This is a genomic window from Methylobacterium sp. WCS2018Hpa-22, assembly GCF_031843785.1.
In the GTDB taxonomy this organism is placed as follows: domain Bacteria; phylum Pseudomonadota; class Alphaproteobacteria; order Rhizobiales; family Beijerinckiaceae; genus Methylobacterium.
On sequence record NZ_JAVTJA010000009.1, the window covers coordinates 153394 to 176200 of the forward strand.

The following is a 22807-nucleotide window of genomic DNA, read 5'->3' on the forward strand; positions in this document are numbered from 1 at the left end:
TCACCGGCCGTGGCGGACATTAGGGGGGTCGGATGACGCTCGAACGACGGTGCGCGTGGCGGTGGATTCTCGCGCATTCCGGGGGAGGCTCGCCCCTACACCACCGGCACGCCGCGGCCCTTGGCATGCTCGGCCGGCTCCACATGGATGACGACGACGGCCCCCGCGATGGCGCCTTCGATGGCACTCTCGAGCCGGTCGCAGATGTCGTGCGAGTCCTTCACGGTCATCTCGCCGGGCACCACGAGGTGGAAATCGATGAAGGTCGCCTGCCCGGCATGCCGTGTGCGCACGTCATGCGCCTCCAGCGCCCCCTCGCCATGCTCCGAAATCAGGGCACGGATCTGGGTCACCATCTCGGCCGGAGCCGCCTTGTCGAGAAGGCCGCTCACGGAATCGCGTACCATGGTCCAGCCCGACCACAGGATATTGAGGGCGACGAGGCCGGCGATGAGCGGATCGAGGATCAGGGTTCCGGTGAGGGCCACCAGGGCGACGCCGACCAGAACGCCACCGGATGTGAAGACATCCGCCATCACATGGCGGGCATCGGCCACCAGGGCGGGCGAGCGCCAGACCTTGCCGCGACTCAGGAGCGCCATGGACCAGGCGGCATTGATCGCCGTCCCCACCGCGCTGACGGCAAGGCCCAGCATCGGCGCATCGAGGGGTTTCGGGTCGAGGAGGCCGTAATAGGATTCACGCAGGATGAGGATGGCGGCCACGATGATGAGGGCCCCCTCGATCACCGCCGAGAAATACTCGGCCTTGTGGTGCCCGAACTGATGGTCCTCGTCGGCGGGCGCGGCGGCCACGCGCAAGGCGATGAAGGCGAAGGCCGCCGCCGCCACGTTGATGATGCTCTCCAGCGCGTCCGAATAGAGCGCGAGACTGCCGGTGAGCCAGTAGGCGGTGAATTTGATCGCCATCACGAGAAGGCCGATTCCGGCGCTCGCGAGGGCGGCTTTCTGTGTGCGGTCCATTTCCGGTGAGAATCCGTGACAGGCCCGGCGGATGGCGGGGCAGGGCGTGGCGCGCCCTGCCCATACGATCATCCCCATCGACAAGGCCACGGCAAAGGTTGAACCCGCCGGTGAAGGGTTTAGTCGCTGCTATGTCTGGGGTTCGATCTCTTGCGATGCCGGCGCGGCCCCCACGCCGCGATCCGCCTCTCGCTGGGCAGAGCGGGCGCTCTGCGCACGCGCGCGCTCGGCCTTGCGCGCGTAGCTTCGGGCCATCCAACCCCACCGGGCATTGGCCGCCATGACATCGAGACGCTGGGCCTCCCGGTCCCAGTAGGACATCAACTGCGAGTCCAGCGTGATCCGCCGGCGAGGAACCTTGGCCTTGGGGAGGGCGGTCTTGAAGGTGTCAGTCATCGCACGAACCGAATCTGAGCCAATTTGGCCGGCCACAACGCAGACTCGCGCCGACGCGGTCAAGGTTGTTTTCAACGTAGACCTGTAACCGTGCGGCCCGGTGGAGAAAGGCGGGTACATGAAAAGTGGTGATGATATGGGTTTCGCCCGTCAAGCCCTTCCGGCGACTTGGCCGTCATCTGCATGTCTATGTCCCGCATCCACAATGCGCGACGGCCGCTTCCCGCTTTTTCCAGACGGCGATCCGCCGGCCATTGATCCCGAGACCTGAACCGTGCTGTTGGCGCCCGATGCGCGTCGACCTCTTCGATTTCGATCTGCCCGAATCCAGCATCGCCCTCAGGCCACCCCAGCCCCGCGATGCCGGGCGAATGCTGGTGGTCCGGCCGGGCGAGGCCCTGGAGGACCGCGCGGTGCGCGATCTCGCCGACCTGCTGCGGCCGGGCGACGCCCTCGTCTTCAACGACACCCGCGTGATCCCGGCCCGCCTTCACGGCATCCGTCACCGCTCGGGATCGCCGGGGCTGCGGATGGAGGCCATGCTGCACCTGCGCGAGGCAACCGACCGATGGCGCGCCTTTGCCCGGCCGGGCAAGCGTCTTGCCATCGGTGACAGGGTGAGCTTCGGGCGGAGCGGGCAGGGTGCCGCCTGCTCCCTCGGCGTTCTCGATGCCACCATCACGGAGAAGGGGGAGGGCGGCGAGATCGTCCTGCGCTTCGATCTCTCCGGCCCCGCCCTCGACGAGGCCATCGTGCTGGCCGGCGAATTGCCGCTCCCGCCCTACATCGCGGGCAAGCGCAGCACCGACGCGCAGGACGCGGTGGATTACCAGACGGTCTATGCCCGGCAGGCCGGCGCCGTTGCCGCCCCCACCGCGGGCCTACATTTCTCCGACGACCTCCTGGCACGGATCGACGCCGCCGGCATCCGGCGCCATTGCGTGACGCTGCATGTGGGGGCGGGCACATTCCTGCCGGTCAAGGCCGACGATACCGACCACCATCGCATGCATGCCGAGATCGGCTTTCTCGATGAGGAAACCGCGGATGCTCTCAACCGGACGCGAGACGGGGGAGGCCGCATCGTCGCGGTGGGGACCACGGCGCTGCGCCTGCTCGAGAGCGCGGCGGACGAGAATGGTAGGCTTCATGCCTTCTCCGGTCCGACCGAGATCTTCATCACGCCTGGCACCCGCATCCGCGCGGTGGACGCCTTGATGACCAATTTCCACCTGCCGCGTTCGACCCTCTTCATGCTGGTCTCCGCCTTTTCCGGGCTGGAGACCATGCGGGCGGCCTACGCACATGCCATCGCGGCCGGCTATCGCTTCTATTCGTACGGGGATTCGAGCCTGCTGTTTCCAGCCCGATCCGAGTGACGCGATAATCCCCCCTCTCGGGCGCCCGCAGTGTCACGCTCGCGAAGCGGGACGGCGGCGCGGCCCCGGCAGGCCGGTCATTCCTGGTGTGTCGTCATCATGCTTTTAGCCCGCTCGAACGCTTCGGGCCCGATGGCGAAGGGACCATCGAAGGGCCGCTCGTGGAGCGCGATGACACAGAGCGTTCCCACCATCGCCGTGGAGAAGATGGCGAGCGTGATCACCTGGGCGCGCGGCTTGTCCACATGGACGATACCGATGGAGATCAGCGTCAGCGTGCAGAGGAACAGCAACGTCAGCCATTTCGAATCGTCGTTCTTGCTGGCGCTCAGGGCGAGCCGCTCACCGCGAGCTTCGCGAAGGTTCATGATCGTGGTCATCAGCGCGGTGTGAGCGACGGCACCGGACGCCGTGGTGTGCACCGGGTCGGCGACCATCTTCATGAGCGCGCTGAGGGCCGCGCCCGCCTGGCTGGAATACGCCGTCCCCGTTCCCATCTTCGGAAATTCGTCGGTGATCACCGCATTCGCGTAGGCGAGGAGCGCCTTCTGGATGTCCGACATGTCCGAGACGGTGGCCTCGCTGAGGTCGTAGGCGGCGATCAGGTTCGCCCGCTCGGTCTGGACGATCCGCGATGCCTTGCCCTGCCGCTCCCAGGCATCGTTCGCCACGAAGCCGGTGAGCAGGGCGAGCAGGATGCCGATCGAACTGAAGAACGACGCGACGATGCCGCCGACATTGTTCAACAGATGCGCCCGCGTGGCGGGCACGTTCGTCAGGACGATCAAGACGATCGAGATGCCGGCGAACAGGCTTGCGAGTATGCCGATGATCAGTGCTAGCGGCTGATCGAGCCAGATCCCCATGAGCATCGCTATCCCTCGCGGTCGTTTGGTGAGTCGGCCGGGACGGACAAATCCCGCTCGGAATCTCCGGATAATGGGAGGATGCGATAGCGCCGGTCGGCAGTGGCGACCAGAGGCGCGGTCAGCTTCCGGACTGTGCTGATGACCGACCGCCTGTAGGAGGCTCGCATGTTTCCGTTTTGCGGCGCGGAGCTTTAAAGACCTGGCCCATGTCCGACACTGCCTCCCTCCGAAACGCTACATCTGACCACTTCGGCTTCCGCGTCGACGCCACCGACGGACAGGCCCGCACCGGTGCAATCTCGATGCCGAGGGGGACGATCCGTACCCCGGCCTTCATGCCCGTGGGGACCGCGGCGACGGTCAAGGCGATGTATCCGGGCCAGGTCCGGGATCTCGGCGCCGACGTGGTGCTCGGCAACACCTATCACCTGATGCTGCGTCCCGGCCCGGAGCGGATGGAGCGGCTCGGCGGCCTCCACCGTTTCATGAACTGGCCGCACCCGATCCTCACCGATTCGGGCGGTTTCCAGGTGATGTCGCTCTCCGCCCTGAGAAAGCTCGACGAGCAGGGCGTGACCTTCCGCTCGCATGTGGACGGGTCGAGCCACCATATGAGCCCGGAGCGCTCCATCGAGATCCAGGGGCTGCTCGGCTCCGACATCCAGATGCAGCTCGACGAATGCGTTCGGCTTCCCGCAGAGCGAGCGGCCATCGAGAGCGCCATGCGCCTCTCCCTACGCTGGGCCGAGCGTTGCCGGATCGCCTTCGGCGAACAGCCGGGCAAGGCAATGTTCGGCATCGTCCAGGGCGGCGACCTGCCCGACCTGCGGGTGGAGAGCGCCAGGGCCCTGGCCGATCTCGATCTCAAGGGCTACGCCATCGGTGGCCTGGCGGTGGGCGAGCCGCAGGCCGTGATGCTGGCCATGATCGAGACGGTGGAGCCGCATCTCCCGGTTGGCAAGCCGCGCTACCTCATGGGAGTCGGCACGCCCGACGACCTGATGCGCTCGGTGATGCGCGGCATCGACATGTTCGACTGCGTGATGCCCACCCGCGCCGGCCGCCATGGCCTAGCCTATACACGCCATGGCCGGATAAACCTGCGCAACGCCCGGCACGGCGAGGATACGCGACCGCTGGACGAAACGTCGTCATGCCCCGCCGCGAGGGACTATTCCCGTGCCTATCTCCACCACCTCGTCCGCACCGACGAGATCCTGGGCATGATGCTGCTGACATGGAACAACCTGTCCTATTACCAGGACTTGATGGCAGGGATGCGTGCGGCGATCGCCGCGGGTCGTCTCGCCGATTTCTGCGATGAGACCCGCGAGGGCTGGGCGCGCGCCGAGGCCGAGCGCGCCGACGAAACCGTCTCCCGCTGATATCACCTTCAAGGGTGTCGGCACGCGGTTTGGTAGGGCCCGGACGAAGTCGACACCATTTTCGCGGGAGTGACGGGACGGTCGCCATCGAGGGCGGCAGGACGCCCTCGACCGCGCTGTCGGTTTACCAGACTGCCGAGAGGATCATGACACGGGCATCCCCGCGTTCAGGTCTATCCAAGAATGAAGGCCTACCCAGCAAAAGCCAAACACCCCTCCGGCGCAGCCCGAGCCAAACCGTCGCGATGACATTGCCAAGCGCGGCACCGGTTGACCCCTCCACTCCAACCCCCTATTGCGAGCCACGCTTGCACCAACGGGCAGCCCGATCCCCATCGGGACCGGCCCACCGAGCAAGCGAGCGCGTAGCTCAGCTGGTAGAGCAACGGACTTTTAATCTGTAGGTCCTGGGTTCGAGTCCCAGCGCGCTCACCACTTACTTTATTGATTAAACCAGCGATTGCCGGTCTTTGCGGCATCATCAGCAAGTCTGCAACTGCCATTTCCAAGGCTTCCGACCCTCGATAGTTCGGGCGGCCCGCCTCTACACCACCGCATCAAAATCTTACAGGCAGCTCAGGCCGGCAACTGGGTCTGGTCGGGCTGGATGCCGAGGGACAGGGGTGTGCCGTCGTCCATAGCGGCCAGACGGGACACCAGCAGGTCGTAGAAGCGGATCAGGCCCTTGTACTCCACGAGTTCGGGCGGGAGCGTCGCCAGTACGCGATGGAGGCGCTTGTGCCACTTTTTCACCCGCTCGATATCCTGCAGGCTGATCAGGTAGCAGCGGATTCCGAACAGGATCGCGTTGGAGCGGGGCAGGCGGAACAGGGTCTGTAACTCGACGCGCAGGTGAAGCTTGCCCGCGATGTTCTCCGCCGTGAGGGTGGTGCGGTCGGGGCCCCAGTCGGGATAATTCTCGGGCGAGGTATCGAGACGGGGGTTGATCGTCATCGTCCAGTTCAACCGGCGGACGGGATGCCCGTATTGCAGACGCAGGAGATATTGCAGCGCCCGGTCGAATACGCCGATCTCATGTGCCAGCGGTACCGGCCCGTGCCATTCGTGAAAGCTCATCCCGATATCGAATTCCAGCGACCAATCCGCCTGCGTCGTGACCATACCGCCATCGACGTAGAGATTGTTGTCCCGCTGATCCTGAAGGGTGAAATCGCCTTGCGCCTGACGAGTGATGTATTCGAACGGCTCGCAGGGCAGCGTGGACGCGTCGCCGAAGACGAAGCGTTGGTCGAGGTTCAGGGGACGGTTGATCCAATGCCATGCGGTCCCGTCCCGCGTCAGGCTGAAATGCTCGGGGTAATCCGTGGACAGGCTCTCCATCAGAAGTTCGAGCGTGTCCCATTGCGCGGGCATCATGTGCGGCAGCACCTGACACCGTTTCGGATCGTGATCGAGGACGATCGCGCGCTCCCTGCATTCCGCGACGTAATGTTCGTCCACATCGAACGCGTGTTCGAAGGCAGGCGACGGGCCTGCTTTCACATGAGGCTCGATATTGACCGAGTACCTGTATGTGTCTTCGCCGAACGGAAACGGAAAGCGCAGGACCGCAGCGTCGCTGTTCCGATAGGAGAAGTCGTCCCGGAACGTCTCGTCCGTCTTGAAGTGAATACCCATTTCAGCCACCTTTTACCAAGCGGCACTGATCCCGACCGATGGCCGGCCTCAGCGCGTTAGGCGGACGCCCGCCGCCGCGCGGTCGCATCAACAGACGACGATCGGTTCTCCTCGTCGTCGACTAATCTTAGAAATCGAGCACGAGGGTTTCGGATCTGGCCCGGGAGACGCAGGTCGCGATGAGGCGTCCCTCCGACTTCTCGGCATCGGACAGGACGTGATCGCGATGGTCGGGGAGGCCCTCCACCACGGGAAGGAGGCAGACGCCGCAGGCGCCCCCCCTGCAGAGGCAGGGGGCCTCGATGCCAGCCTCCTCCAGCGCCTCGAGAAGAGTCTGCGACGCCCCGACCTCGATCGACCGGCCGGACCGCGCCAGGGTGACGACGAACGGCTCGCCGCCCTTGGCCCCGCCGAAACTCTCGCGATGGATCGCGTGCGGCGTCCATCCGAGGCCGCGCGCAGTCTCCTCGACCGCATCCATGAGGCCCTCCGGCCCGCAGGTATAGACATGCGTGCCCAGAGGCTGGTCGGCGAGAAGGGCGGCGAGATCCGGCCGCGCACCCCGGGCAACGCCATGGACGTGAACGCCCGCCGCATCGGTTCCGAGCAGGTCCCGAAAGGTCTCGACCTCGTCGCCGGCGCAGAATTGATGCAGTTCATAATTGGCGCCACGAAGCGCGAGAACCGGCAAGTAGGACAGGAACGGCGTCACACCGATGCCGCCGGAGATCAGGATATGCTTTCGGGCCCGGGACGCGATGGGGAACAGGCTCGCAGGTACGCCGAGTTCCACGGCATCACCAGCCTTGAGCATGTCATGCAGGAAATGCGAGCCGCCGCGCGATTCCGCAACACGGCGGACGATGATAGCATAGTGATCACGCTGATCGGGCGGGGTCACCAGCGAATAGGCGTTCTGCCAGACACGGTCCGTATCCCGCAGAGTGACGAGCACATGCGCCCCTGGCGGTGAGGTGGGGAATGTTCCGCCGCCTTCCGGAACGAAGCGGAAGCGCTTCAGGGTCGGGTTCAGGAGTTCGATCTCGGCGACGCGCGCCGACAGCTTGCCTTCGACGATCATGAATAGGCCTGCTCTGCGGGAGGAACGTCGCCGGCGACTTCGGCATCGACCTTGACCCCCATGAAAGCCGAGAGGCGCCGGGAGAAATGATCCCGGACGAATAGGTTCGCGCCGCAGCCCTCGCATCGGACGATGGTGGTCGTCACTGCGTGGTTGAAGGTCCGGCAATGGACGCAGGCGACGCGACGCGCCTTGGTGCCGGAATGACACTGGAAGATCTCCTGCTTGTTCATTCCGGCGCGCTGCGCCGTGTTGAAGACGTCCCAAAGGAAATCCTCGGTCCCGCTTGCATAGAGCCGCAGCCCCATGCGCTCCCGCGCGAGACGATGGTCGAGGCGATCGATGAGGTGCCGCGGCGAACGAAAGCATCGCCCACCACCGGCCTCGGGCGGTCTCGTACGGCCCTCCTGGTCAGGGGCCGCGACGAACCAGATCTCCGCTTCCTGTCCGGGCGATGCCGCGAAGCTGAAGGCCGGAGAGTCTGAAACCAGCAGGTGTCGTAATCCGGAGGAATCCACCGCCAGCGACTGATAGACCGGCCGGCTCTTGATGAACTGATCTGACATCGGCCTCATCTCGACAACGGACGATATGGCAATCGCCCGGCTCATCATTCCCATTCACGGTCGCAGCGGTCGGCACGGACCATGCGAACCCTCGGAGCAGGATTTGATCCAAGGAGCATGACTCTCCGTGACCCAACCATAGGGCGACAACCGTTCTCTAAGAGAATTTAATTTTCGCTAAGAGAATAAAAATGTCAATCGCCGATTTCGTCCGGCACGTTGGCCCGATGTCGATCAGGCAAGTGCCGGACGATCGTTTCATCGACTGCCTTCGTCAAATTCTCGAAAAAGCAGGGGCGATCCTGATAAATGGAAAGTGCCCAGCAGGGCCAAAGCCCATGAATCCACGGTTGATTCGGGCATCCTCGGCGATTGCTCCCCTCAGGGCAACACAGTGTGCGGGCCATGAAGGATGTCAGCGCGTTGCGATCATCGGCAGCGAATGATTCTGCCTGAGCAGATTGCTTATATACTGAGCATGAGTGGATAAAAACGGCCAATTGCGGTGCATTTCAGTTCAATTTCCGTCCTTACTCGGCGGTGACCTGCAATAGCGCTTGACAGCCCTTAGCCCGAGGGGAAATGATTGTTCCCGTAGAGAACCCAGGCGATCGTCGACGGTCTCGCTCACGTGATTTGCCGGTCACTCCTGCCCGGCACGACCCGACCGTCCGGCTGACATGCATCAGCCGGACAACACCAAACAGATCTTTATCCCGTGTGCCGACAGGACCTTTGTAGCAGCCACCAAACATCAGGGTAGCGACGATACCGGCATTTCACCCAAAACTTTGGCCCTCGCGCCAATTCGACGGTGACATGTCCAAAGCAAGTCCATCGACAACCCCGCCAACCTAAATAAATAGCGAACAACTAACTACTAAAGGTACGCTTCCCACCATCATAGACGGCGGTGAGCAAGCTGGTCTTTTCTGATCAAACGATAAGATATCTCGAAGACATGTCTCTCAGCGCTTCTCACTGGCGTGGCGAGTGCGCACGGGAGCGTGCCTCATGGAAAAGACGAGGCTCCGGGTGCTCCTCGGTTCTTCCCAAACCTCATCGAAACGAACGGCCCGAGGATCGCAGTCTCGCGGAGGGCACGTCTCGATCCGAACTGATCCCTCGCCAAGACAAATGGAGCATTCAACCATGAGCACCGGACTGACATCCGCAGCAAAGCCTCTGGCGGGCTACACTTCCCCCGCCATCGAAGCCGCCGGAGACGGCAAACTCCATCGCAGCATCAACTGGACGGGCGCGTTCTGGGTCGCGAGCGGCGTTCCCGCCCTCGTCCTGTTCTCGGTGGGCGGCATTGCCGGCAATACGGGCAAGCTTGCCTTCCTGATCTGGACGCTCTCCATGATCATGGGCTTCATCCAGTCCTTCACCTATGCGGAGATCGCCGGCCTGTTCCCGAACAAGTCGGGGGGCGCGTCGGTCTACGGGGCCGCGGCCTGGGTCCGCTACACCAAGCTGGTGGCGCCCCTCTCGGTCTGGTGCAACTGGTTCGCCTGGTCGCCGGTCCTGTCGCTGGGCTGTTCCATCGCGGCCTCCTACATCATCAACGCGATGGCGCCGCAGCCGACGGCCACGTCGCCGGCCGTGGTGCAATGGCTCGCCACCAACGGTGCCGCCCTGCAGATGGCCGATGCCGACAAGGTGACGGCGGCCATCGCGGCCGTGGCGCCGGGCATCCGCAGCTGGACCCTGTTCACCACCACCCTCGGCCCGGTCTCGCTCTCCCTCAACCTGGCCTTCTTCATCGGCGCCGCCCTCATGCTCGCGGTCTTCGCCGTGCAGCACCGCGGTATCCTTGGAACGGCGAACGTCCAGAAGTATATCGGCCTCCTCGTCATCATCCCGATGTTCATCGTCGGCGTGGTCCCGCTGCTGATCCACGGCGTGAACTGGGAGAACTTCTCTCCGCTCGTCCCCCTCGCGGCGCCGGCCGCTCCCGCGCCGGGCGCCTGGAACATCACGGGCTGGACACTGGTCCTCGGCAGCATGTTCATCGCGGCCTGGTCGACCTACGGGTTCGAGACGGCGATCTGCTACACCAGCGAGTTCCGTGATCCCGCCAAGGATACGTTCAAGGCGATCTTCTATTCGGGCCTGCTCTGCCTCCTGCTGTTCACCCTCGTGCCCTTCACCTTCCAAAGCATGCTCGGCGTCGAGGGGATGCTGGAGGCCTCCATCGTGGACGGGTCGGGTGTGGCGGCAGCACTCGCGCACATGGTCGGCGGCGGTCCCATCGTCGAGAACTTCCTCGTCATGCTGATGATCCTGGCCCTCGTGCTCTGCATCATGACGGCGATGGCGGGGTCCTCGCGCACCCTCTACCAGGGCTCGGCCGACGGTTGGCTGCCGCGCTACCTCAGCCATGTGAACGAGCACGGCGCGCCGACGCGGGCGATGTGGACCGATCTCGTCTTCAACCTCGCGATCCTGGCGATCGCCTGTGCCGATGCGACGAGCTTCTTCTTCATCCTGGCCGTGTCGAATTGCGGCTACATCATCTTCAACTTCCTCAACCTCAACTCGGCCTGGATCCACCGGATCGACTCGGCGCACATCCCGCGCCCCTACCGCGCACCGACTGTCATCCTGGTGCTCGGCGGCGTCTTCGCCTTCGTGAACGTGATCTTCATGGGCGCGGGCGCGAAGGTCTGGAACCCGGTCGCCCTCTGGGCCGGCCTGATCACCGCCGCCCTGATCATCCCGGTCTTCTGCTACCGCCACTATGTCCAGGACGGCGGCAAGTTCCCGGCCGAGATGTACGAGGACCTGCATGTCGGCCCCGACGGTGCGGTGAGCCGCCGCCGGGCTGGAATCCTGCCCTACCTGACGCTCGCCGCCGGCGTCGTGGTGCTCCTCCTCTCGAACTGGTTCTTCCAGCTCTGATCGAACCGGGCTGCCGGGGCCGTCGGCTCCGGCAGCCCGCGCGCGGGACGAGACAGAGTCCGCCCAATCAAAAAACGGAACGCTAGAGCTGCGCCCGACCACGTTGGGTCGGGGCACATCTCTAGGCCTTTGTTTTGCCGCGCTCTTTTTCGCCGAACCGGCATCCACTTCGGCGGAGAGCGCTCTAAGGGACAGCCGCCATGAGCTACAAAGACCTTCCCCGCCAGTCGGCCCTCAACGAACGCCATCTGGCCCTGGGCTCGACACTCGACGCCGAGTGGAACGGGATGCCCATCCCCCAATCCTACCGCACCGACCGCTACGAGGAGACCACCATCGTCCGCTCGCGGGCGGGCCTGTTCGACGTCTCCGGCCTTCGCATCGTCAACGTTTCCGGTCCGGACGCGGAGGCGATGCTGAACGCGATGCTCACCAGCGACGTCGGCAAGATCGCGCAAGGTAAGTCGGCCATCAGCAACATCGTCGACGAGAACGGCTCCCTGATCGACGACGTGCTGGTCTACCGCGACGGGCCGCAGGCCTTCCGCGTCTCGCATGGCGGCGGCAGCCTCGAAGACGTTCTTCCCGAATTCACCGAAGGCCGCGCCGTGGAAGCGGCCCGCGACGACGACGTCCACATTCTGTCGCTGCAGGGACCGCTGGCCCTCGACATCCTCGCGCCGCACACGCCCTTCGATCTGGCGACTCTGAAGTATTTCGAGCATGTCCGCACGACGCTGTTCGGCCGTGACGTGTCCCTGGCGCGGGGCGGCTACTCGGCCGAGCGCGGCTACGAGGTGTTCTGCGCCGCCAAGGACGCCGTCGCCCTCTGGGACGCGATCATGCAGGCCGGCGAGCCCTTCGGCATCGTGGCGGCCTCGTGGGACTGCCTCGACATCGTGCGCGTGGAGGGCGGCCTGCTCTTCTTCCCCTTCGACATGCCGAAGCCCGACACCACGCCGTGGGAAATGGGCCTGGCCTGGACCGTCGACCTCGACAAGCCGGATTTTCGCGGCAAGGCCGCCCTGCTGGCGAGGAGGGGCACCGAGCGTTTCAGCCAGGCCGGCCTCGAGATCCTGCACCATGAGGCGGTGACGCCCGGCGCCAAGATCTTCAAGGACGGAATCGAGGTCGGCACCGTCAACAGCACCACCTACAGCCGCCACCTGATGAAGTCCCTCGGCCTCGCCCACCTGCCACCGGAGCTCTCCGCCCTCGGAACCGAGGTCGAGGTCCAAACCGAGACCGGCCCGCTGGTCGCCAACGTGGTGCGGACGCCGTTCTACGACCCGATGCGCCTGCGCACCCATCCGGCCGACGAACGGACCGCCTGATACCAGACCGCGAGCCGGCGGCATGCCGCCGGGCCCCGGTGAGACCGGCCTGCGGGTCGGCCTCACTGGGGAGCCGCGGAGCTATGCGGCCCGTGTCAGGCCGAGGGAAAGAACGGACTGAACTTCTTGATGAGATCCCGTTCCGACGTGACATCCACCTTGCGATAGATTCGGATCTTGCAGTTCTTGATCGTGCCCTTGCTGATCTTCAGAATCTGCGCGATGTCGCCCGTGGCCTGGCCTTTCATGGTCAGGGTCAGGATGTCCCGCTCCCGCGGCGTCAGGGCTGTCAGGATGTCCGCCGCAGCCTGATAACTGGCCAGATCGTCCTGCGCCGAGACTTTCGGACCCAGCATGAAGATCCGGCCGCCGGGCGCCAGGGCGAAGTCGCGATCGAAGGTCTCCGACGTGATCACATGATCCCGCGCGTGGACGGTCTGGATAGCGTCCGCGCGAGCCAGCGTCTCCAGCATCGGTTCGATGGAGACATCAGCCAGGACCGCCTGCTTCCAGGTCTCGTTGGCAAACACCTCCACGTCGTGGCGGTCTCGGATCAGGGTCGGGCGGTTGAGCAATCCCTCCGCCTGCTTCCCGTTCGTATAGCGCAGATTGCTGAAAAGGTGGCCGAGATGACTCCGGTGACATCCCTCTAGGGCCGGAAAGATCAGTTCCGCCCTACGGACATCCTCCTGCGAGAACTCCCCCCGCTCGCGTTCGAGGAACAAGCCGAAGCAGCAATGCCCCACCGTCGAGAAGAACATCCCCAATTCGTCGGAAATATTGGCGGCGGGGCGGAAGATCTTCGCATAGAGGATCGATTCTGGGCTGGTATGCCCGATCTCCGACAATGTCAGGATGCCCGGCTTGCCGAACCTCTTCCAATAGAGGGAGAACGGATCGATCCGAAGGCATTTCCTGTTGTAGAAATCCACGATCTCGCTTGGAACCCCGGTGGTGTAGAGCACGTCCGGCGGGGCCACACGCGAGTAACGGATGATCCATCCCGAATCGCTCTCGATGGAAAGAGCGAACAGGGACAGTAAGTTCCGGTGAAAAGACTCGGTTCCGATCGAAGCCGCGACCTCGCCGAACCGTCTGTACCATTCGGCGTCGGTCAACCCGATGCCACCGTTCCGGATCGGTTCGTCACTCATCCTAAAACGGTCATCTTGGAAACGGTGCCATCCACTGCATCTCACGGCGCTCGTCGCGAGACGGCCGGCCTCGCCCATGTGCGCGTCCCGCACAGTATCGTCGGTAGCCCCACCACCCAAGGCCTTCTTTACCCCCCGGTCCTTCTTCCACGGTCGCAAAGAGAGAATGCGGATGCAAGGTAATGGCACATTATCTGCTCGAAACGACCATTTGGCATGATCCTCGCAAACTCAGACGCCCTTCGTTTTTTCAATGCAGAGGCTGACCCACACAGTAGTGCCAACAGTCACTATTGCATCGTCATTTCACCCCGGCATAAAATTTTCCCAGGAAGAATGAACGCGCGGGGCGATCCTCGCTGTCGGAGCGGATGGCTCAATCGGGGGCCGTCTCGCCTCACACGATGTTTCTCGGAGATCTCATCATGCGGAAACGGGTTGCGATCATCGGCGCGGGTCCGAGCGGATTAGCTCAGTTGCGGGCCTTCGAGTCCGCGCGACGCCGAGGCGAGGAGATCCCCGAACTCGTCTGTTTCGAGAAGCAATCCGATTGGGGCGGCCAGTGGAATTATTCCTGGCGCACCGGCCTCGACGGGAACGGCGAACCCGTCCACAGCAGCATGTATCGCTACCTCTGGTCGAACGGCCCGAAGGAATGCCTCGAATTCGCGGATTACTCCTTCGAGGAGCATTTTGGCCGCCCGATTCCGTCCTATCCACCGCGGGCAGTGCTGCACGATTACATCGCCGGCCGCGTCGAGCGCAGCGATGTTCGCAAGTATATCCGCTTCTGCACGCCCGTCCGCTGGGTCAGCTATTCGGAGGAAACCGGCAGGTTCACCGTGACGGCGAAGGATCTGATCGCCGATGAGCATCAGGTCGAAGAGTTCGATTACGTGGTCGTGGCCAACGGGCACTTCTCCGTGCCCAACGTCCCGAGTTTCGAGGGACTGGAGCAGTTCCCAGGCCGTGTTATGCATGCCCACGACTTCCGCGTCGCCGACGAGTTCGCCGGCAAGCATCTCCTGATGATCGGCGCAAGCTATTCCGCAGAAGATATTGGCACCCAGTGCATCAAGTACGGCGCGAAATCGATCACCTTCAGCTACCGCACCAAGCCGATGGGCTTCGATTGGCCCGAAGGCTTCGTGGAGAAACCGCTTCTGCTGAAACTCTCGGGGAAGACAGCGCATTTCAAGGACGGCAGCACCAAGGAAGTGGATGCGATCATCCTGTGCACGGGCTATCAGCACACCTATCCGTTCCTGCCGGACGAGCTGCGCCTCAAGTCACACAATTGTCTGTATCCGGCCGGGATCTACAAGGGCATCTTCTGGCAGTCGAACCCGAAGCTAATCTATATCGGGATGCAGGATCAGTATTACACCTTCAACATGTTCGATGCCCAGGCCTGGTATGCCCGCGACTACATGATGGGCAAGCTCACCCTGCCGGGCGCGGAAGAGCGGAACGCCGACATCACCAAGTGGCTGGCCTATCAGGACACGCTCACCAACCCGTTCGAGGCGATCGACTTTCAGACGGAGTATGTCCGCGAGCTCCTGGCGGCGACCGACTATCCTCCCCTCGACGTCGACAAAGTTGCCGAGCTGTTCAAGGAATGGGAGCACCACAAGATGGAGGGCATCCTCACCTATCGCGACAGATCCTACCGCTCGACCATCACCGGCACGCTCTCGCCGGCCCATCACACCACATGGATGAAGGCGATGGACGACTCGCTCGATGCCTTCATGGGCCTGCCCCAAGCCGCCGAATGAGGGCGTGACCCTCTCGCGTCGGCCCGGCCGCATCGCGGCCAGTTCACCAGGGATCGTCGAATGAACCAGATCTGGATGCAGCCCGAGCCCGCGCGGGGAGATGCGGCACCCCGCACGCTCTCGTTCTCGGCGAGGGGGGGAGCCTCAGCCTTCTTCGAGGTCGAGGCCGGGGATCGTCTGCGCATCGTCGATCCGGAAGGGTGCCAGCCCGCCTTTCTCTATGCTCGCCCCGATGCGTTCGGAACGGCGGCAGCGGACGGGCGCGTCGCCTCGAACGTGGGGGATCTCTTGCGCCGGCGGGGCGAGGGGATGGGCGGAGAGGCGGAAAGCGCCGCCCTCGCGCGGCATGGCCTCGCAGCGTCCGATCTCGAAGCGCACGCTCTGTTTCACGGCAAGTCCCAACCGGGCTCGGCCTTCGAGGTGACGGCGGCGGCCGCCTCGGTCTGCGTGCTCATCGTCCCCGGCGGCCCGATGGCGCCGGACGCGCAAGATCCGCCGACCGATCTGCGGGTGGAGATCGAGCCCGCCACGTCCCTCGAGGGGAGGGCGCCGCCACCGCTGGCTCCGCCCCTTCTCGACCTGCGCGTGAGGGCCGCGACGGCGGAGGCCTTCACGGTCAAGGCCGGTCAGTACATCCAGATCATCGACGTGGACGGGCGCCAATGCGCGGATTTCCTCGCCTTCGATTCCGTGGCCCTCGAAGCGGGTGACGAATATGGCCTCGACGCCACCACCACCCATACCCTGATGGGATCGACGGCGCCGAAACCCGGCCTGCTGTCGAAGTATTTCGACGCGCGCATGGTCCCCCTGGTCGAGATCGTCCAGGATACGGTCGGGCGCCACGACACGTTCATGCTCGCCTGCTCGGCCAAGTATTACGAGGATATGGGATATCCCGGCCATTCGAACTGCACCGACAACTTCAACGCTGTCCTGCGACCGCATGGGGTTCAGCCGAAGAAGGGTTGGCCGGCGATCAATTTCTTCTACAACACCGTCGCCGGGCCGGACGACAGGATCACCATGGACGAGCCCTGGTCACGCGCGGGCGATTACGTTCTGTTGCGGGCGCTGACCGACCTCGTCTGCGCCACCTCGTCCTGCGCCGACGACATCGATCCCGCCAATGGCTGGTGCCCCACCGACATCCACGTCCGGGTCTATGATTCTGAGAGCGCCTTCTCCAAGGGTATGAGCCACCGCATGACCCCCGATGCCGAACCGCGCCTCACCCGCGAATCCGGGTTTCACCCACGCACCGCCGCCTTGACACGGAAGATGGAAGATTATCGCGGGTTCTGGGTGCCGACCTGCTTCAACGCGGCGGGCCCGCTGGAGGAATACTGGGCCTGCCGCGAGCGGGCCACGATCATGGACCTCTCGGTCCTGCGCAAGTTCGAGGTGATTGGGCCCGATGCCGAGGACCTGATGCAGCTGGCGGTGACGCGCAACGTGCGCAAGCTCGCCGTCAACCAGATCGTCTATACCGCCATGTGCAACCCGCATGGCGGTATGATCGACGACGGCACGCTGTTCCGTCTCGGCCAGAACAACTTCCGCTGGATCTGCGGAGACGAGTATTCCGGCATCTGGCTGCGCAAGCTCGCCGAAGACCACAAGCTGAAGGTCTGGGTGAAGAGCTCCACCGACCAGCTTCACAACGTCTCCGTCCAGGGGCCGAAATCGCGGGCGATCCTGTCCGGCCTCGTGGTCAGCCCGCCCCAGGAACCCACGGTCGACGAGTTGAAATGGTTCCGGTTCACCGTCGGGCGCATCGACGGCGTGCCGGTCCTGGTGTCGCGGACCGGCTATACCGGCGAGCTCGGCTACGAGGTCTGGTGCCACCCGAGCCAGGCGACCGCGATCTGGGACTCGATCATGCGGGCCGGCGAGCCGCATGGTCTCACGCCGATGGGGCTCGCCGCCCTTGATATGCTACGGATCGAGGCCGGCCTCGTCTTCGCCGGATACGATTTCTGCGACCAGACCGACCCGTTCGAAGCGGGCATCGGCTTCACCGTTCCCAAAGACAAGCCTGACCGTCACGTCGGATCGGAGGCGATAGAACGGCGGCGGGACAACCCGCACAAGCGGATGGTCGGCCTCGACGTCACGGGCAACGAGCCCGTCGCGCATGGCGATCCCGTCTATGACGGCCGGACGCAGATTGGGATCGTCACCAGCGCCACGAAGTCACCGGTCCTCGGCAAGACTATCGCCTTGGCGCGCCTCGACGTCTCGGCGGCAGCCCTCGGCCGGTCGGTGGAGATCGGCAAGCTCGACGGCCATCAGAAGCGGCTTTCCGCGACCATCGTGGCGTTTCCCCATTTCGATCCCAAGAAGACCCGCGTCCGGGCGGAATCGCCCGCACGCGGCGATCAGGGACAGGCCAGCCTCGCCGGGCCCTCACCGGAGAGCGTCGCAACGGCTGGAATCCCGGCTTAACGTGCCTCACGAAACTCCCGATCACGGTTGGTTCTCGCTCCGAGCATGACGGCGCAGCGGGAGTTTCGTGAGAGGCACTCAGGAAAGGCGCGCGAGATTGCGGCGAGGCTTTCCCGCCAACGCCACTTCAGCAAAAAATGGCAATAGAACCAATCGCAAGACGTCGAATCTCACCGAGACACGAAAGGAGCGCGCGAACTCCGCACTCCGTCTTCGCTAGACTACTCACTAAAATCTACTCCGTGCTCTCCAGAGTCCTTTCCGAGGATACGGAGATATAAAGCAGGCTATTGTTAGAACTTTTGTTAACCTGTCGATTGGATATTCCCGCGGAGCATATCCTCCAGGCGGAACCGATCCTGCAATGGCCACACTCTCCTTCAAGGCCGCAATGGCCGGCAGCGCGTCGCTGGCGGCGATCTTCGCCGTCGGAACGGTCTTCCTGACCGGGCAGATCGGCGACTCGTTCGCCACCCAGGCCGAGGCGCTGCAGCGGGAGACGCTGTCGAACGAGGCGCGCGCCGTGCGCGGTCGCCTGGACGAGCTCGCCCAGGTCGCCAAGAACATCGCCTTGGTCGCCAGTGCCATGCGGAGCAACGGCGTCAAGGATCGCGCAACTTATGATGCGGCACTCAAGCGGCTGCTGGAGGAGAACCCCGCTATCCTCGGCACGTGGACCGGGTGGGAGGCAAACGCCCTCGATGCGCGCGACACCGAGTTCGCCGGTGGTTCCACCTCCGACGCCACCGGGCGCTTCCTGCCGTACTGGAACCGTGGAAGCGGCGCCATCGTGCGCGAAGTGCTGACCGGCTACGAGGACCCCGTGGAAGGGGCCTATTATCAGCAGCCCAAATCACTGAACCGGCCCGCCGCCATCGAACCGTACATCTACCCCGTAGCGGGAAAGGACACGATGATCATGTCCTTCGGGGCACCGATCACGGTGGACGGCAAGTTCCTCGGCGTCGGAGGGATCGACATCGATCTGTCCGCCATGAGCCAGGCCGTGGCTTCGGTCCGGCCCTTCGGCACCGGCTACGTCACCCTCGTCTCCGCTCAGGGCGGAGCGGTGGCGTATCCGGATGCGAAGGCCGTCGGCAAATCCCTCGACAAGCTGGATCCCGCGGCTGCCATGGCGGCGCGACGGGCGGTCGAGACCGGGGAGCGCGTGCAGGAGGTCGTGACCGGGCCCGATTCCCGATCCTGGCGCTACATGGCCGAGCCGATCCAGGCCGGGGCGACGAAGGATCGCTGGGCGATCGTCACCGCCGTTCCCGTGGCGACGCTGACGGCTGCGGCCGACAGGGCGCAATGGATCCTCATCGGCATCTCGGCCCTGTGCGTCCTGGCGAGCTCCGCCATTCTCTTCGCCCTCATCCGGGGTCTCGTCGGCGTGCCGATCCGGGCGCTCGGCACCACCATCGGCGACATGGCCGCGGGCGATTACAATGCGCCCGTGCCGCAGGCGGACCGCCGGGACGAAGTGGGGCTCGTGGGCAAGGCCGTCGTCGGGCTGCGCGATTCCCTGCGGCAGAGCGCGGAAGCGGAGGAGCGCCAGAAGGAAGCGGCCCGGGTGATGGCGGACGAGCAGCGCCGGGCCGGCACGCGGGGCCTGGCCGATGGGTTCGAGAACGCCGTGGGCGGCATCGTCGGCCTCGTCGCCTCGGCCGCCACAGAATTGCAGGCCACCGCGCGCGAGATGGCCGACACCGCCGCCCGCACGGCGGGCCAATCCGACACGGTCGCCAACGCGGCCCGTGACGCTGCGGCGAACGTGACCGCCGTCGCGACGGCGGTGGAGGAACTGGGGAGCTCCGTTCAGGAGATCGCCCGGCAGGTGAGCGGTTCGAGCCAATTGGCGCAGGAGGCCGTCGACGAAGCCCTGCAGACCTTCGGTTTCGTGGAGGCCCTGAGTGGCGCAGTGGCGAAGATCGGCGACATGGTGACGATGATCAACGCCATCGCCGCGCAAACCAACCTGCTCGCCCTCAACGCGACCATCGAGGCGGCGCGCGCCGGCGATGCCGGCCGCGGATTTGCCGTGGTCGCCTCGGAGGTCAAGGAACTCGCCAACCAGACCGCACGCGTCACCCAGGACATCGCGGGCCAGATCGCCGTGATCCAGGGCTCCACCGACCAGGCCGTGACGGCGATAGGCACCATCACCAACCGCATCAAGGAGATCAGCACGGTGGCGACCACGATCGCGGTGGCCGTGGAGCAGCAGGGTGCGGCGACGCAGGAGATCGTCCGCAACGTCTCCCTGGCGGCTGTCGGCACCGGTGAGGTGACCTCGAACGTTACGGGTGTGGCCGATGCCGCCGTGCATACCGGCGCCGCGGCGGATCAGGTACTGATCTCGGCATCGGAACTGTCACGCCAGTCGGAACATCTCGGTTCCGAAGTGCGGCAATTCCTGGCCAATGTCCGGGCCGCATAAATCCCTTGTGAAGGACTGCCGTCCACCCGTTCACGGGTGGACGGCAGTCCTGTCGATCGACACGACACGGCGATCCGGGCTTCGGACCGCCTTCGATAGGGTCTACTGATACCCTTTGGGGAATGGGTCCGGCTTGATCAGTTCGGGGCTCGTATAGACGATCTCGAACTGGCCATCGGCCTTGGCCTTGGCGACGCGGGTCTTGGACCAGAGGTGGTGGTTCGGATCGACGCGCACATAGCCTTCCGGCGCGTCCTTGAATTCCAGGCCCGGGGACGCCGCGACCACTTTGTCGACATCGAACGAGCCAGCCTTCTCGCAGGCCATCTTCCACAGGAACGGGCCGAGATAGGCTGCCTGGGTCACGTCGCCGATGACGGTCTTCTCGCCCCACATCTTGTGAAAGGCGCCGACGAAGGCCTTGTTGTTCTCGTTCTCGATGGACTGGAAGTACTTCATGCAGGAATAGGCGCCCGCGATGTTGTCGCCGCCGATGCCCTCGACCTCGTCCTCCGTGACGGACAGGGTGAGCAGGGTCTGTTTCGACAGGTCGATGCCGGAGGCCTTGAGTTGCTTGTAGAACGCCACGTTCGAGCCGCCGACCACGGTGACGAAAATCACCTTCGGCTTGGTGAGCTTGATCTTGTTGATCACCGAGTTGAACTGGGTGTGGCCGAAGGGGAAGTACTCCTCGCCGACGACCTTTCCTTTAAGCACGCTCTCGATATGCTTGCGGGCGATCTTGTTCGAGGTGCGCGGCCAGATGTAATCCGAGCCGATGAAGAAGAAGCTGTCGCCGCCTTTCTCCTTGTGGACCCAGTCGAGGCTGGCCAGGATCTGCTGCGTCGCCTCTTGCCCAGTATAGATGACGTTCTTGGACTGCTCCAATCCCTCGTAGAAAGTCGGGTAGTAGAGCAGGCCGTTATACTGCTCGATCACCGGCAGCGCCGCCTTGCGCGAAGCCGAGGTGAAGCAGCCGAAGATCGCCGCGCAATGGTCGTTGACGAGGAGCTTCTTGGCCTTTTCGGCGAAGGTCGGCCAGTCGGAAGCGCCGTCCTCCTGGATCACCTTGATCTTGCGGCCGAGGATGCCGCCGGAGGCGTTGATCTGCTCGAAGGCGAGCTTTTCGGCCTGCGTGGCACCGGTCTCGGAGATCGCCATCGTGCCGGTGACGGAGTGGAGGATGCCGACGGTCACTTCAGTGTCGGTGACGGCGAGTCCCGTCGTGTTCACGGTATCGGCCGCGAAGACGGACGAGCTTCTCGTAGCGGCAATGAAGGGGGCTGCTGCCAGGCCGAGTAACAACCGGCGACGAAGTTGAAGATAAGCGGTGCCTTCGTCTTTCGACGCCATCGGTTCGTTCCCCACTTTTCATTGCGGAGGACATGCCTTTGTCCACCCACGGTTGCTCCCTGGAGCAGGATCACCCCAACTCGACCGAGGCACACTGTCGGTAAGAAACTTCGTTTCTTAAAGGGCAAATTGGCTGCATGGTGCATCATTGCTGGGCAGGCTGAGCGCCTTTCCTTCACGACCGCCGAGCGGAGCCCGCGCCCGCCGATCCAGTCCAGTCCAGTCCCGTCCTCATTTGCGACGGCGTGCAGGGGCGCAGCCGAACAGCGCGGCGAAAGCGACCGCGAAGACCGCATCCATGCCCGTCGACAGCACGCCGCCATTGCGCGCGAGGACCCGCACGGCCAATCCGGCGGCGTTCGGAAGCGGGCTCGCTCCGCACAAGCAGCCGATTCCTTCGGCGGCGACCTGGAGCACGCCGATATCGGGACGGCAATCGACGCTCCCGAGGATCACCATCGAACCATAGGCCGCGTAGGCGCCCATGGGGGAGGCGGGGCTTGCCAGGGTCGCGCCGTCGAGGGTGGAGCGCTCGTTGACGAGGATGCGTCCATCCTCGGTCTCGACCCGTAGGGACAGGGCGATCCGGGAGAAGGGCCGGCCCATGCCGGTCGGATCGTGGCTGGCGAAGCCTTCGCTGACGATGGCGCGGGCATCCGGGCCGACGACGATGCGGGTGTCGAGATCCAGCGCCGAGCCGGGAAACAGGATCATCGGATCGGGATGCAGCGCCAGGCTCGCGTCGCTGGCGATGGCCAGACGCGTGTCCTGGCGTGCCGCGAAGGCGCCGGTATCATGCACGACGGTGGCCGATTGGGTGGTGACATGGGCCCGGCTCCCGGGCCTCGCCGTGATGTCGAGGCCGAGGCGGTCGGCCCGGTAGAGCCCGCCGGAGGCCGATTGGAGATACAGCGTCGCGATGTCGGGATGGTCCGGATACATCCGGAACGGCCGGGTGATGTGGAACGGATAGGGCACGACCTGCCGCGACAGCACCGTGGTGCCGCCGCCGCGCACGAAGACGAGTCGCGCCTGAGAATGGCGCGAGCGGCCCGCTCCCTCCGGCGAGGCGCCCCGGACCTCCTCTCCCACGTCA

General features: G+C 64.5%; 17 protein-coding genes and 1 tRNA gene. 9 read left to right on the plus strand and 9 right to left on the minus strand.

Annotation, left to right across the window (positions count from 1 at the left end):
- Positions 1-95 precede the first annotated feature (95 nt).
- Together RQI43_RS13955 and RQI43_RS13960 are read right to left on the minus strand one after the other, a co-directional pair.
- On the minus strand, positions 96-983 hold the full coding sequence (locus RQI43_RS13955) for a cation diffusion facilitator family transporter (RefSeq protein WP_056426488.1): 888 nt from the start codon (positions 981-983) through the stop codon (positions 96-98).
- A gap of 129 nt (positions 984-1112) precedes the next feature.
- On the minus strand, positions 1113-1379 hold the full coding sequence (locus RQI43_RS13960) for a hypothetical protein (protein WP_311275524.1): 267 nt from the start codon (positions 1377-1379) through the stop codon (positions 1113-1115).
- 290 nt (positions 1380-1669) lie between these two features.
- Between RQI43_RS13960 and queA the strand changes: the two genes are divergently transcribed.
- The gene (queA, locus tag RQI43_RS13965; protein ID WP_311275525.1) at positions 1670-2758 is read left to right on the plus strand and encodes a tRNA preQ1(34) S-adenosylmethionine ribosyltransferase-isomerase QueA; all 1089 of its coding nucleotides are present in this window, start codon (positions 1670-1672) and stop codon (positions 2756-2758) included.
- A 77-nt stretch (positions 2759-2835) separates the two neighbouring features.
- Here the strand turns inward: queA and RQI43_RS13970 are convergent, their stop codons facing one another.
- Positions 2836-3630, minus strand: coding sequence for a DUF4239 domain-containing protein (locus RQI43_RS13970; protein ID WP_056426483.1), 795 nt, complete (start codon positions 3628-3630; stop codon positions 2836-2838).
- Positions 3631-3833: 203 nt separating this feature from the next.
- On the opposite strand from RQI43_RS13970, the gene tgt reads away from it, so the two are divergent.
- Both tgt and RQI43_RS13980 read left to right on the plus strand, forming a co-directional pair.
- Positions 3834-5012 (plus strand): tRNA guanosine(34) transglycosylase Tgt, encoded by a 1179-nt coding sequence (gene tgt / locus RQI43_RS13975; protein WP_207412704.1) that lies wholly within the window; start codon positions 3834-3836, stop codon positions 5010-5012.
- A gap of 359 nt (positions 5013-5371) precedes the next feature.
- Positions 5372-5447 (plus strand) — tRNA-Lys (locus RQI43_RS13980).
- 141 nt (positions 5448-5588) lie between these two features.
- Here RQI43_RS13980 and RQI43_RS13985 read toward each other — a convergent pair.
- The 3 genes from RQI43_RS13985 to RQI43_RS13995 all read right to left on the minus strand — a co-directional run bounded on the left by RQI43_RS13985 (position 5589) and on the right by RQI43_RS13995 (position 8297).
- Positions 5589-6650, minus strand: coding sequence for a DUF3445 domain-containing protein (locus tag RQI43_RS13985; protein WP_056426476.1), 1062 nt, complete (start codon positions 6648-6650; stop codon positions 5589-5591).
- A gap of 127 nt (positions 6651-6777) precedes the next feature.
- Complete coding sequence (locus RQI43_RS13990) at positions 6778-7731, minus strand: PDR/VanB family oxidoreductase (protein ID WP_311275526.1); 954 nt, start codon at positions 7729-7731, stop codon at positions 6778-6780.
- Positions 7728-8297, minus strand: coding sequence for a dimethylamine monooxygenase subunit DmmA family protein (locus tag RQI43_RS13995; RefSeq protein ID WP_207412743.1), 570 nt, complete (start codon positions 8295-8297; stop codon positions 7728-7730). The genes RQI43_RS13990 and RQI43_RS13995 overlap by 4 nt, the downstream gene beginning before the upstream one ends.
- 191 nt (positions 8298-8488) lie before the next feature.
- On the opposite strand from RQI43_RS13995, the gene RQI43_RS14000 reads away from it, so the two are divergent.
- The 3 genes from RQI43_RS14000 to RQI43_RS14010 all read left to right on the plus strand — a co-directional run bounded on the left by RQI43_RS14000 (position 8489) and on the right by RQI43_RS14010 (position 12535).
- A complete protein-coding gene (locus RQI43_RS14000) occupies positions 8489-8743 on the plus strand; it encodes a hypothetical protein (protein WP_311275527.1) in 255 nt (84 codons plus the stop codon).
- A gap of 706 nt (positions 8744-9449) precedes the next feature.
- Positions 9450-11201, plus strand: a complete 1752-nt coding sequence (locus RQI43_RS14005; RefSeq protein WP_311275528.1) for an APC family permease — start codon at positions 9450-9452, stop codon at positions 11199-11201.
- A 200-nt stretch (positions 11202-11401) separates the two neighbouring features.
- The gene (locus RQI43_RS14010) at positions 11402-12535 is read left to right on the plus strand and encodes an aminomethyltransferase family protein (RefSeq protein ID WP_311275529.1); all 1134 of its coding nucleotides are present in this window, start codon (positions 11402-11404) and stop codon (positions 12533-12535) included.
- A gap of 95 nt (positions 12536-12630) precedes the next feature.
- Here RQI43_RS14010 and RQI43_RS14015 read toward each other — a convergent pair whose 3' ends face one another.
- Entirely contained in the window at positions 12631-13689 is a 1059-nt protein-coding gene (locus tag RQI43_RS14015) for a LuxR C-terminal-related transcriptional regulator (protein ID WP_311275530.1), read from the minus strand.
- A 425-nt stretch (positions 13690-14114) separates the two neighbouring features.
- Here RQI43_RS14015 and RQI43_RS14020 point away from each other — a divergent pair, with 425 nt between their 5' ends.
- The 3 genes from RQI43_RS14020 to RQI43_RS14030 all read left to right on the plus strand — a co-directional run bounded on the left by RQI43_RS14020 (position 14115) and on the right by RQI43_RS14030 (position 20358).
- Positions 14115-15470 (plus strand): NAD(P)-binding domain-containing protein, encoded by a 1356-nt coding sequence (locus RQI43_RS14020; RefSeq protein WP_056426694.1) that lies wholly within the window; start codon positions 14115-14117, stop codon positions 15468-15470.
- Between the two features lie 60 nt (positions 15471-15530).
- Entirely contained in the window at positions 15531-17918 is a 2388-nt protein-coding gene (locus RQI43_RS14025; RefSeq protein ID WP_311275531.1) for a DUF1989 domain-containing protein, read from the plus strand.
- A 364-nt stretch (positions 17919-18282) separates the two neighbouring features.
- Positions 18283-20358 carry a methyl-accepting chemotaxis protein gene (locus RQI43_RS14030; RefSeq protein WP_311275532.1) on the plus strand — a complete coding sequence of 692 codons (2076 nt, stop codon included), beginning with the start codon at positions 18283-18285 and terminating at the stop codon, positions 20356-20358.
- Positions 20359-20460: 102 nt separating this feature from the next.
- Here the strand turns inward: RQI43_RS14030 and urtA are convergent, their stop codons facing one another.
- Together urtA and RQI43_RS14040 are read right to left on the minus strand one after the other, a co-directional pair.
- Positions 20461-21711, minus strand: a complete 1251-nt coding sequence (urtA, locus tag RQI43_RS14035) for an urea ABC transporter substrate-binding protein (RefSeq protein ID WP_311275533.1) — start codon at positions 21709-21711, stop codon at positions 20461-20463.
- Positions 21712-21942: 231 nt separating this feature from the next.
- Entirely contained in the window at positions 21943-22803 is an 861-nt protein-coding gene (locus RQI43_RS14040; RefSeq protein ID WP_311275587.1) for an urease accessory protein UreD, read from the minus strand.
- Positions 22804-22807: the final 4 nt, after the last annotated feature.